Below are 12,508 nucleotides of genomic sequence, written 5' to 3' on the forward strand. Positions count from 1 at the left end.
TCAGTTTGCACAAATTGTATTGTTTTCTATTTGTGATCAAGATAGACTATATGTAAATGAAAAAAAGTAGGTGTGATTAATGAATATTCACATTATCGCTGATAGTGCTTGTGATCTGCCTGTCTCTTTTTTAAACGATCAAGGCGTTTCTTTCATCCCTCTTCGTGTCCACCTTGGCGAGAAGGACTATGAGGATCAGTTGACAATTAAACCAAAAGAAGTTTACGACTATATGAGAGCTGGAAACGTTGCTAAAACATCACAAGCATCACCGGAAACAATCACCAATCAATTTGAAAAGCTGGCGAAAGACAATCAGCCGGCACTGTATATTGCCTTTTCTTCCGAATTGTCCGGTACATATCAAACTGCCGTTATGGTTCAGCAGCAACTGCTTGAAAAATATCCGAATTGGAAACTGCAAATTATCGATTCGAAATGTGCTTCACTTGGGTATGGACTTGCTGTCCGCTACACCATTCAATTAGCAAAACAAGGACTTGATTTAGAACAAATGGCAAATGCAGTAAAAGAGTATTGCAGTCATATGGAGCACATTTTTACAGTTGATCGCCTGGAATATTTGGCTCGCGGCGGGAGAATCAGCAAAACATCTGCGTTTGTTGGCGGACTGCTTAATATCAAGCCGCTTTTGCATGTCGAAGAAGGAAAGCTGATCCCGCTGGAAAAAATCCGCGGGAAAAAGAAGCTTTACCGGAGAATTCTTGAGCTGATGGAAGAGCGTGGAGACGGATTGAGTGAACAGACAATCGCCATCAGCCATGGTGATGATGAAGAAGCAGCTCTCGAATTAAAACAATTAATTGAAGAAACGTTTCATCCAAAAGAAATTATCATCCATACGATCGGTGCTGTCATTGGTGCACACTCTGGCCCCGGCACCCTTGCTGTATTTTTTCTAAATAAACATATTCAAGAAGCTTCATGGAAATCATAAGTATATAACAGTATTGAAAGGAGCTTCCTGAATGTCCAAAACAAGCGATAATGATAAAAAAGCTGTAGACAACAATGCAAAACGACACGAAAAAAATCTATTGAAGGAAAAAAATCGAGAGCTTGGAAAACGGCAATACTCAAAGAAAACGGATCATTTATAATGCCCGCCTGTCGGGCTTTTTCTTTTTTTGAGATATCTCTAAAGGCGAGTCTTCCACCTCTTCTATCCGGACGTTCTGAACGAAAAAGACGCTTTCTTATCTTACAGTATGCATCTTTTCTCTAGCTTTTGTTTTCATTTTTGTCTAATAAAACATGGGCGGGGCAATAACTTTCAATTTGATTAGGCCATTCATTTCATTAAAAAACAGAGAAATCCAAAACGTTTCCATATTCGAAAGCGGAGGTCATTTTTTTATATGTAAGAGGAAATGACAAACATGTGGGAATCTATCCTTTATTAATGTAAGATATTGTAAAATAAGTATACAAGAGGTGGCACAATGAAGAAACATGAAATTTCCGTGTATCTTACAAAAGAGATGGAGCCGGAATATGTCATTTCCCTTGTCCATGAAGCGATTAAATTTAACAGCTACATTTTATTCCAAACAAAAAAGCTCCAATTAAATGCGAAAAGCGTTTTAAGCATGCTCGGTTTTTCCGCCTTTTTAGAAGGTCATGTAGTCATCAGCGCTGAAGGAGAAGATTCGCTCGAAGCAGTAAAAAACTTACAAGACTTTCTTTCCCCTAAATGTTCTAAAGCGACATCTTTAGCTTAATTGCATTTAAGCAGATATTAATTTCCTTGCCGTTGCTTTAAGTAACGGTTTTTTCATTTAATTTGCGAGGAACCCCTAAAAGAGTTGTTCAACTGAACGACATTCACTATAATGAATGTAAATAACGTTATTGGAGGTAAAAAGTTGGCTAAGGAGAATTCATTTGACATCGTCTCAAAAGTGGATATTGCCGAAGTGAACAATTCCATTCAAATGGCGAAAAAAGAAATTGTAAACAGATATGATTTCAAAGGATCTAAAAGCGATATATCCCTAGAAAAAGATGAGCTTGTGCTAATCTCTGACGATGAATATAAGCTGAATCAACTAAAAGATGTATTAGTAAGCAAAATGATTAAACGCGGTGTCGCAACCAAGAATATTCAGTACGGGAAAATCGAAAAGGCTTCAGGAGGCACTGTCAGACAAAGAGCCAAACTTGTCAACGGAATTGACAAAGAAAACGGGAAAAAGATCAATGCGCTGATCAAAAATACCGGGCTAAAAGTAAAAAGCCAAATTCAAGACGACCAAGTCCGGGTAAGCGGCAAAAGCAAGGACGATTTGCAAAAAGTGATTGCAGCTGTGAAAAGCGCCGACTTGCCGATCGACGTACAATTTATTAATTTTCGCTAGCTTTGCCCTGGCTTTGCCCTGTTCACAAAATTGAAATTTTATATTGATTATTTTGATAAAATTCGTTAAATTAGGATTAATCCGTTGTTTTAAAATTTCATACGGTAAAGCGTTCTTATCAAGAGAAGCGGAGGGACTGGCCCGATGAACCTTCAGCAACCGGATTACCCAAAAACTTTGGGTACCAAGGTGCTAAATCCAGCGATGCGTAAATTTGCGCTCGGAAGATAAGAAGAAGGGGAAAATGTTCAAGAAAAAGTCTTCTTCTTAGAAGGCTTTTCTTTTTTATATAGGTGTTCGCCTCCTTGCAGGCGCCTATTTCATTTGATTGGAGGACTTTTTATGGGGCTTTTACAAGATTTACAGAATCATATATTAATTGCCGACGGAGCAATGGGGACTCTACTATACTCATTCGGAATAGACAGATGCTTTGATGAGCTAAACGTTTCAAAACCGGAAGAAATAGAACGGATTCATTCAGCCTATTTAGACGCAGGCGCAACTGTTATTCAAACAAATACATACGGCGCCAATCGCATAAAGCTTGCCAGATATGGGCTGGAAGATGATATAAAGATCATCAACCAAAAAGGGGTTGAACTTGCAAAGAGGGCGTTACAAAAAGCGGAAAACAAAGGGTATGTCATCGGAACAATCGGCGGCATCCGTTCGTTTCAAAAAAGCGCCTTCACGCTATCTGACATTGCCGAAAATTTTCGTGAGCAGCTTCATGTCCTTTTATCCGAAAACGTAGATGGCATTATTTTAGAAACCTATTACGACTTGGAAGAACTGAAAACCGTTTTGCAAATAGCTAGAAAAGAAACGGATTTGCCCATTATCACAAATGTTTCTTTGCACGAACAAGGCGTCTTTCAAAATGGAACAAGATTGGCAGACGGTTTGAAAATGCTTGAAGAACTTGGTGCAGATATTGTCGGCCTCAATTGCCGTTTAGGCCCTTATCATATGCTGCAATCTCTGGAAGAAGTGCCGCTGTTTGAACATGCCTTTTTATCCGCTTTTCCAAACGGCAGCCTGCCAAGGTATGAAAACGGAAGATTAGTTTATGAATCAGATGAACACTATTTTTATGAAGCGGCTCTTCAATTCCGAAAACAAGGTGTCCGGCTTCTCGGCGGATGCTGCGGAACCGCGCCGAAACATATTCGGGCAATGGCTGAAGCTGTATCAAACCTCCCTCCTGTCACAGAGAAAGAAGTAAAAGAACGAAATGTTCCAATTCATGTTTTACCTATGAAAGAAAGTCAAGAAACTCCTCTCCCAGATATTGCAAAAAACAGACGCTCAGTGATTGTAGAATTGGACCCGCCGAAAACGCTCGGCTTGGAAAAATTTTTAACAGGAGCAAAAGCGTTGAAAAAAGCGGGGATTGATGCAATTACGCTTGCGGATAATTCCCTTGCTACACCAAGAATCAGCAATGTTGCTTGCGCAAATATTGTGAAAAGCCGTTTCCAGCTTCGCCCGCTCGTTCATTTAACATGTCGTGACAGAAATTTAATCGGCATTCAATCCCATTTAATGGGGCTGCATACGCTTGGCCTGCACGATATTTTAGCGGTCACCGGCGACCCGTCCAAAATCGGTGATTTTCCGGGTGCAACCTCTGTCTATGATTTATCATCGTTTGATTTAATCAGCTTAATTAAGCAATTTAATGAAGGTTTGTCATACTCCGGAAAATCACTTGGTCAAAAAACAAACTTTACTGTAGCCGCCGCCTTCAATCCGAACGTAAGACATCTTGATCGCGCAGTTCAGAGACTTGAGAAAAAAATCAGCTGCGGAGCCGATTATTTTATTACGCAGCCGCTCTACTCGGAGAAGCTGATCGAAGAAGTATATGAAGCAACAAAACATCTGAATGTTCCGATATATCTCGGGATTATGCCGTTAATAAGCAGCCGCAATGCTGAATTTATTCATAACGAAGTGCCAGGCATTAAATTGTCCGATTCGATTCGCGAACAGATGCAAAAAGCAGGCAATGATAAAGAAAAGGGGAAACGAGAAGGACTTGCCATTGCAAAATCGCTTATTGACGCAGCATTTGACCTGTTTAACGGCATTTACTTAATCACTCCGTTTTTGCATTATGAGATGACAGTCGAGCTGACGGAATACATTCATGAAAAAGAAAAGGCAAAACGAGAAAGGAAGATTTCCCATGTATAACATAAAGGAACAGCTGGAGAAAAAAATTTTAATACTAGACGGAGCCATGGGAACAATGATTCAAGCTGCAGAATTATCTGCGAAAGATTTTGGCGGTGAAGAATATGAAGGATGCAACGAATATTTAAACATCACTTCCCCTGAAACGATTGTCCGTATTCATGAAGCGTACCTTGAAGCAGGCGCTGATATTATCGAGACAAATACGTTTGGCGGTACAAGCATCGTCCTCGAGGAATATAACTTGGGGCACCTTGCTTTTGAAATAAATAAAAAAGCAGCGGAGATTGCAAAGCGCGCTGCAGAAAAATATTCAACACCGGATTGGCCTCGTTTTGTGGCAGGATCAATGGGGCCAACGACTAAAACGCTCTCCGTTACAGGCGGCGTCACATTCCAACAATTGGCAGAAGCTTATCAAGTTCAAGCGGAAGGACTGTTAGTGGGGGGCGTTGATGTACTTCTCCTTGAGACAAGCCAAGATATGCTCAATGTAAAAGCGGGTTACTTAGGAATTCAACGAGCTTTTCAAAAGCTCAAGAAAGAAGTGCCGATCATTCTGTCCGGAACGATAGAACCGATGGGAACAACTCTTGCCGGTCAAGATATTGAAGCGTTTTACATTTCAGCTGAACATATGAATCCAATTGCCGTCGGCTTAAACTGTGCGACAGGTCCTGAATTCATGACCGATCACATCCGCACATTGTCTGAAATCGCCAATACCGCTGTCAGCTGTTATCCGAATGCCGGACTGCCTGATGAAGAAGGTCGCTACCATGAATCACCGGAATCTTTAGCAAAAAAAATCAGAGGGTTTGCAGAAAGAGGCTGGCTTAATATGGTCGGCGGCTGCTGCGGAACAACTCCCGAACATATTCGCGCAATAAGGGAGGCAATGGAAGGCTTAAAACCGCGAAAAATCGTCAAAAAGCAAAATCAACATACGGTATCAGGCATCGAGCCCCTTCGCTATGATGAATCAATGCGCCCGCTGTTTGTCGGTGAACGCACAAACGTCATCGGTTCGCGTAAATTCAAGCGTCTCATTGCGGAAGGAAAATTTGAAGAAGCAGCGGAAATCGCCCGCGCTCAAGTGAAAAACGGCGCCCACGTCATCGATGTCTGTCTCGCAGATCCGGACCGAAACGAGCTTGAAGATATGGAAAACTTCATCCGCGAGGTTGTAAAAAAAGTAAAAGCGCCGCTTGTCATTGACTCAACCGACGCCAATGTCATCAGAAAAGCGCTCGAATACTCACAAGGGAAAGCGATCATCAACTCGATCAATTTAGAGGACGGCTTAGAACGGTTTGAAGAAGTTCTCCCGCTTGTGAAACAATTCGGTGCAGCTGTTGTCGTCGGAACAATCGATGAAGACGGAATGGCTCTGACTGCGGAGCGAAAGCTGGAGATTGCCAAGCGGTCTTATGACATTTTAGTCAATCAACACGGTATAAGTCCAAGCGACATTATTTTTGACCCACTCGTCTTCCCTGTCGGCACAGGTGATGAGCAATATATCGGATCTGCCCAAGAAACGATCGAAGGGATCCGTTTAATTAAAGAACATCTTCCCGGCTGTTTAACTATTCTCGGGATCAGCAATGTTTCTTTCGGGCTTCCGCCGGTCGGCAGAGAAATATTAAACGCCGTTTTTTTATACCATTGCACACAGGCAGGGCTCGATTATGCGATCGTCAATACGGAAAAATTAGAGCGGTACGCTTCGATCCCTGAGGAAGAGCGGAAGTTGGCAGAAAACTTATTATTTGAAACAAATGATCAGACGCTCGCACAATTTACGAACTTTTACCGCGACAAAAAGAAAGAGGAAAAAAAGCCGAAAACGGAATTAACCTTGGAGGAACGGCTCGCACAATACGTTGTGGAAGGAACAAAGCAAGGATTAATCGAAGACTTACAACTGGCACTAGAAAAATATGATGATCCTCTCGATATCATCAACGGGCCGTTAATGAAAGGAATGGAAATTGTCGGCGAACTGTTTAACGACAATCAGCTGATTGTTGCTGAAGTGCTTCAAAGTGCGGAAGTGATGAAAGCATCTGTCGCCTTTTTAGAACCGTATATGGAAAAAAAAGATGACAGCGGCAAAGGAAAAGTCATTTTAGCTACAGTCAAGGGCGACGTCCATGACATCGGCAAAAATTTAGTTGACATTATTCTTTCCAACAACGGCTACCGCGTCGTTGATTTAGGCATTAAAGTTGCGCCGCAGCAGCTGATTGAAGCGGTCAATAATGAAAAGCCTGATATTATCGGTCTTTCCGGACTGCTCGTCAAATCAGCCCAGCAAATGGTGTTAACAGCACAAGACTTAAAAACAGCCAACATTTCGATTCCGATTTTAGTCGGCGGTGCTGCATTATCACGCAAATTTACCGATCAAAAAATTTCACCGGAATATGACGGTCCTGTGTTATATGCGAAAGATGCAATGGACGGGCTGTCGCTTGCCAATAAGCTGAGAGAAAACCCGGATGCTTTCCTTGAGAAAAGAACGGTCGCAGTTGAGGAAAAACAGAATAGACAGAAAAGCAGCAAACCTGTTATGATCATTGAAAAAAAATCATCTGTGTCCAAACCGACCGTATATCATCCAGCTGACTGCAATCCACACATTATTCAAAACATTGATATTGCCCAAGTCGTCCCGTATGTGAACATGCAAATGCTTTTAGGACACCATCTCGGATTAAAAGGCAATGTCAAACAGATGCTTCTGGAAAAACAGGAAAAAGCGGTAGAACTAAAAAATGAAATAGATGAATTGCTGCGTTTAGGGAAAGAATATGGCTGGTTCCGTCCATCTGCTATTTATCAATTTTTCCCGGCCTATCGCGAAGGAAACTCCATTCACATTTTAGATCCGGCTGCAAAAGATAAAATCATTGAGACGTTTACATTCCCTCGGCAGGAAAAGCCGCCGTTTTTATGCATTGCCGACTATGTAAGCGAACGGTCAGATGAAACACCGCATGATTATATCGCCCTGTTTGCCGTAACTGCTGGAAAAGACATTCGCAGCATCGCCATGCAGTTTAAAGAAAGCGGTGAATTTTTCCGGAGCCATGCGATTCAAGCATTGGCGCTGGAGCTGGCAGAAGGTCTTGCAGAGCGGACGCACCAGCTGATCCGCGACCGATGGGGCTTCCCGGATCCGCTTGACTTCACAATGCAGGAACGGTTTGCAGCAAAATACCAAGGTCAGCGCTATTCATTTGGCTATCCGGCTTGTCCAGACTTAGAAGATCAAGCGAAGCTGTTTAAGCTGTTAAAGCCTGAAAAAATCGGCATCCAGCTGACGGAAGGCTTTATGATGGAACCGGAAGCATCCGTCTCTGCCTTCGTCGTCTCACACCCTGAAGCTCGATATTTTAATGTCCTTTAATATTTCGTCTCGCCGTTAAGGGCAAGCTATTTTCGGATGCATATGGATAACGAAGTGCTCGTTTAGCACTTCGTTATCCATTTTTTATTAAATCGCCTCAAAGCTTTTCCTAACCATAAGCTTGAATAAATTGTATTAAAATAGCCTATTGCGGCTTCCTATCCGCCCGCTGAATGAAAACAACTGTTATAAACATTAGCACGATAACGGTTATCGACAAAAATAACCATTTTCTCAATAAAAATGGATCCCAAACAGGCGGATCGAATAGAAAGATGTGCGGCCATGGATAAATTCTCCTAACGTAAGCACTTCTAAAACCGTGTAAATCATGATAATCGTTAGAGAAATCTCAATGTTTTTAATCAGCACGATAAGTGATGTGCCAAAAAGCATATAGAATAATACTAAAATCATAAAATGAATCACGTTAAGACCAGATAACGAAGTCATCCCGTATTTCATCACAAAAGCGGTACATAAATGAAAAACCCCGATAATATTGACAATCAAGTACTGGAAGAAATCCATCCCAAACCGTTTTTAGTAATATGGAACTAACGTTTCATGCGCCCCTTCTTCATACATTTCACTCAGCCGATACATAAGGCACCAGCAAGTAAACGGTATAAAAACACCTTGAATAATAATGATATTACTGTGAATATCATCTTCCTCTCTTGGAACAAACAGAATAAGCAACAGAGATAAGCTAAACATCACAGCAGGGACAAAAAAAGTGAGCCCCATCGTCTTTCGGTCAAATACAAAGGTGCATAAATGCTTTCTAAATAATCTCTCATTTTAGTTCACACCCCTAACAACGGCTAAATATCGATCAATTAGTCTTGGTGCGACTTGTTTCGCCCCTTCTTCCTCTTTTTTCGCAAACACCCGTACATTCACGCCGTCTCCCTCTTCGAGAAGCTGAATCACTTCATTTTCCGCCATGATGGTATCCAATTCATTCGGCGAGACACGATATTCCCATACATATCTTTCCGCATGGGCTTTCAGCTCGGCTGGCGTTCCTTCGAATAGGACGTTTCCGCTTTTTAAAACACCGATCTTTGTCCATAAAAACTCAATATCTTCGACAATATGCGACGAAATGATGACGGTATGCTCCAAACCAAGGTTTATTAGCAAATTGCGGAAGCGAATCCGCTCTTCAATGTCCAATCCCGCTGTCGGTTCATCAAAAATTAAGATCGACGGCTTTCTCATTAACAGCTGTGCGATTCCCACCCATTTTCTCATTCCGCCGGATCATTCCATCATTTTCTTGTTTTCATGCCCTGTCAGATTGACCTTTTTAATAGCCTCCCATATAGTTGGAAAAATTCAAAAATATGTAAAATTTTTCTGTAAATTAATGGAGTTCATCATTTATAATTTTTGGTAGAGAAGCCTCTTCAATTTCTTCCCCTAAGATGGTTGCAACAGGGTTAACGTTAAAATAGAAAGGAAGAAGTGAAATGATTAAATTTTTAACTGAACCATTATTATTTGATACCAAAAAAGGTAATTATTGCTATGACAACAGTACGAGAATAGTTATTCCAGCAAATAAATCAGAAAAAAACTTTTTGTCGGGAATTAAGATAGGTGACACCATTCATGAAGAAGACTTCAAAAAAAAATAATCTAAATGAATTGCTTCATAAAATTGTAAAATATAACCTCTTTCAATCAGATTTTCAATTGCCTAAAATCACTGAACAATTTATTAAAGAAAAATTACTGACAGAGGGAATATCGCATCTATGCTTAATTGTTACCGATGCTTGCAATTTCAGATGCAAATATTGTATTTACTCTGATCATTATTTTTATTCAAAGATTTTTTCAAATAAACGTATGGAATGAAAATTCAACATTGTTCAAATTGTGAGAGAAATTTATTTTGCTTTGATTGCCGTGCGCTAGATTATTTTAAATCCAAAAGGATTGATGGAATGGTCTATTGCAATAAAATAGAAAAATCAACGGTTACCTCTACTAACTAAACCGGGGCGATATATATGAACAACAGCGTAAAATTATTGTTTAGCTATTTAAAAGAATTTAAAAAGAGCTTGTCTATAGCTTTTCTTTTATTAGTTGTTCTTTCTGCAATCACTGTACTTCCAGGATTAATCATTAAGAATATTTTTGATTTTGGAATAGCAAAAAAAGATTATCACTATGTTCTTTTATTCAGTGCAATACTTGCATTAATATATGTAATTAAGAGTATGCTCAACTATTTTTCCAATGTAGTTTTTACAAAAGTAAGCCAGAATATAGTGTTGAAGCTTCGGCAAAATATATCAACAAGACTGCTGAAACTGCCTATGGAGTTTTTCAATTTTTACCCCAGCGGATATATTACATCAAGATTAAATGAGGTAAATAATATAGGGGGATTGTTTTCTGCCAACACATTTAAAATTTTGCTAAGTTTTTTTGAACTGTTTGCTACCCTTATTATTCTGGCAGCAATCAATTTCAAATTAACATTCATTTTATGTCTGCTAATGCCGGCATATTACATCATTTCAAACAAATTCTTGTCTTCAATATTTCATATATCTACTGAAACAGCTGAAAAAAGTGCCGTTTTAAACAACAAAATACAGCAGTCAGTACAGGGTATCGAAGAAGTCAAAAATCTCTCGGTAGAGGATAAGGAAACAGAAAAAATCAATTCAGCAGCTAAAGATCTAGTGGATGCCAATATTAAACAATCAATCTTTTATTCAATTGGTATGGAATTAATTGTTTTGGTTGGTTCACTGTCCTCTGTTTTATTAATCGTTATGGGTGGAAAAGATGTCATAATAAATAGTATGACAATAGGCGGGTATATGGTATTTATGAACTACCTTCCCAGACTGTATTCGCCAATTCAAAATATATCGGCTACTGTTCTAACGATCCAGCCGGCATTAGTAAGTTTAAAAAGGCTCCATATATTTATTGAACAAATAGGAGAAGACGAGGAACAGAATAAAGTCAAAATAAATGATATTAAGAGCATTGAGTTTAAAGGTGTATCTTTTAGGTATAAAGAAGACCAGCCATATATCTTGAATAATGTAAGTTTTTCGCTAGCCCCTGCTGATAAGCTTTTAATAAAGGGGAAAAATGGAACCGGCAAAACAACAATACTTAGAATATTAATGGGATTATATAATGTGCAAAAAGGAAAAGGACAAGTTCTTATAAATGGAATACCGATTGATGACATAGATAAAAAATCACTTCGGAAAAACATTGGCATCGTATCGCAAAAAATATATTTATTTAACGATACAATTGAAAACAATATTAAATATGGTGTAGAAAACGTTGATTCGAATACTTATATGGAAGTGCTGAGAACGACTGGTTTAGATGATATTATAGAAAAATTGCCTGATAAAGAAAATACATTAGTTGGGGAAAACGGAAAAAATTTATCAGGAGGCCAAATTCAAAGAATTGCTATTGCCAGAGCCCTTTTAAAAGGGGCAAACATCATTATGTTTGATGAAGCAATTTCTCATATGGATTTTAGCGGTAAAGAAAAGATAAAGAAATTAATTGAAAGCGGCTCATCAAAATCCATTTTTATCATTATAGACCATAGCAATGATTTTGACACAGTATGCAACAAAATCATTCACTTACATGATCATCCACAAGGCGAAGCAACAATCGCTGCCAATTAGCAAAACTCATGACTTCAACCTAAAATCCGTAAATACCGTTCGCATTTTGCAAATTGCCCGGATTTTGTGCACTTTGGGCAATTTGACTCCTCCCCGATCCATGCCCCAGCCTGCGGGAAAAATCCATCACTCCTTCTGGGTGTAAGGGGAAGTATTTGAGGCTCGAATGAAAAAACCGAGGCAGGCGCCCCGGTTTCTACCATTCTTTTGCTTTGAGCTTAAAGAGTTTTGAAGAAAAATCGCCCGATTCATTCACCCCGAAGTGGGCATCAAAGATATTGTTCGTCAGCTGAATGCCGACGTTCATCAGTTCATCGCCAAAAAATGTGTTTTCGACTCCTTTTATTTCATATTCAAAATCGCCATTTAACCCTTTTAACAGAATGCGTGAATATCCGTGATTTGGTTTTGCCAGCACTTGGTAGTAACCTACAAGCGCTTCTTTTTGATCTTTTGAAACAACCATACATGCCGTCACATTTCCGTCCCGTCAAATGGGCTTATTAAGCGGTAAAATGTTCCTTTTTGAATCCATTTGCGATGATCTTTATTCGATATAATCTCGCGATATTAGTTGAAAAAGAATATTTAAAATGATGAGATTCATCGAAAAAATAAGTTTATCTTTTAAGATACTCAATCAAAATAATGTCTTTCCTTCTAAATATTTATCAGGAATCAGTTTTATATTCTCCGATTTTATTTCTCCATCTTATCATTAATTTCCATTTAAGCCACTTTATTATTAACATTTCATCACCCAAAAGCCATTCTGTTATTAACGGTTCGCTTTTTCCAAATGTCATATCAAATATTCT

Annotated in this window: 10 protein-coding genes, 1 pseudogene and 1 riboswitch; of the genes and pseudogenes, 8 read left to right on the forward strand and 3 right to left on the reverse strand. The window is 39.4% G+C overall.

The window, feature by feature from the left end:
- Window positions 1-79 precede the first annotated feature (79 nt).
- The 6 genes from NSQ61_RS10300 (at window position 80) to metH (ending at window position 7,995) form a co-directional block, all read left to right on the forward strand.
- Window positions 80-958, forward strand: a complete 879-nt coding sequence (locus NSQ61_RS10300; RefSeq protein WP_063387026.1) for a DegV family protein — start codon at window positions 80-82, stop codon at window positions 956-958.
- Window positions 959-989: 31 nt separating this feature from the next.
- Window positions 990-1,121, forward strand: a complete 132-nt coding sequence (locus NSQ61_RS10305) for a DUF3941 domain-containing protein (RefSeq protein ID WP_082829462.1) — start codon at window positions 990-992, stop codon at window positions 1,119-1,121.
- A gap of 342 nt (window positions 1,122-1,463) precedes the next feature.
- On the forward strand, window positions 1,464-1,742 hold the full coding sequence (locus NSQ61_RS10310; RefSeq protein ID WP_063387027.1) for an HPr family phosphocarrier protein: 279 nt from the start codon (window positions 1,464-1,466) through the stop codon (window positions 1,740-1,742).
- Between the two features lie 144 nt (window positions 1,743-1,886).
- Complete coding sequence (locus NSQ61_RS10315) at window positions 1,887-2,378, forward strand: YajQ family cyclic di-GMP-binding protein (protein WP_063387028.1); 492 nt, start codon at window positions 1,887-1,889, stop codon at window positions 2,376-2,378.
- A gap of 112 nt (window positions 2,379-2,490) precedes the next feature.
- Window positions 2,491-2,612: riboswitch (SAM riboswitch) on the forward strand.
- 108 nt (window positions 2,613-2,720) lie between these two features.
- Window positions 2,721-4,580, forward strand: coding sequence for a bifunctional homocysteine S-methyltransferase/methylenetetrahydrofolate reductase (locus NSQ61_RS10320; protein WP_094245331.1), 1,860 nt, complete (start codon window positions 2,721-2,723; stop codon window positions 4,578-4,580).
- Window positions 4,573-7,995, forward strand: coding sequence for a methionine synthase (metH, locus tag NSQ61_RS10325; protein ID WP_340806900.1), 3,423 nt, complete (start codon window positions 4,573-4,575; stop codon window positions 7,993-7,995). Before NSQ61_RS10320 ends, metH begins: the two co-directional genes overlap by 8 nt.
- A gap of 234 nt (window positions 7,996-8,229) precedes the next feature.
- On the opposite strand, the gene NSQ61_RS10330 is transcribed toward metH, so the two are convergent.
- Both NSQ61_RS10330 and NSQ61_RS10335 read right to left on the reverse strand, forming a co-directional pair.
- On the reverse strand, window positions 8,230-8,508 hold the full coding sequence (locus NSQ61_RS10330; protein ID WP_261308741.1) for a hypothetical protein: 279 nt from the start codon (window positions 8,506-8,508) through the stop codon (window positions 8,230-8,232).
- Between the two features lie 291 nt (window positions 8,509-8,799).
- Window positions 8,800-9,327, reverse strand: a pseudogene (locus NSQ61_RS10335) (ATP-binding cassette domain-containing protein); the annotation flags it as partial.
- A 146-nt stretch (window positions 9,328-9,473) separates the two neighbouring features.
- On the opposite strand from NSQ61_RS10335, the gene NSQ61_RS10340 reads away from it, so the two are divergent.
- Window positions 9,474-9,641, forward strand: a complete 168-nt coding sequence (locus NSQ61_RS10340) for a hypothetical protein (protein ID WP_339199123.1) — start codon at window positions 9,474-9,476, stop codon at window positions 9,639-9,641.
- Between the two features lie 378 nt (window positions 9,642-10,019).
- Window positions 10,020-11,690 carry an ABC transporter ATP-binding protein gene (locus NSQ61_RS10345; protein WP_066248399.1) on the forward strand — a complete coding sequence of 557 codons (1,671 nt, stop codon included), beginning with the start codon at window positions 10,020-10,022 and terminating at the stop codon, window positions 11,688-11,690.
- A 196-nt stretch (window positions 11,691-11,886) separates the two neighbouring features.
- Here NSQ61_RS10345 and NSQ61_RS10350 read toward each other — a convergent pair whose 3' ends face one another.
- Window positions 11,887-12,156, reverse strand: a complete 270-nt coding sequence (locus tag NSQ61_RS10350) for a GH36 C-terminal domain-containing protein (protein ID WP_340806905.1) — start codon at window positions 12,154-12,156, stop codon at window positions 11,887-11,889.
- Window positions 12,157-12,508 lie beyond the last annotated feature (352 nt).

It is taken from the genome of Aeribacillus sp. FSL K6-1121, from assembly GCF_038003725.1.
In the GTDB taxonomy this organism is placed as follows: domain Bacteria; phylum Bacillota; class Bacilli; order Bacillales; family Aeribacillaceae; genus Aeribacillus; species Aeribacillus composti.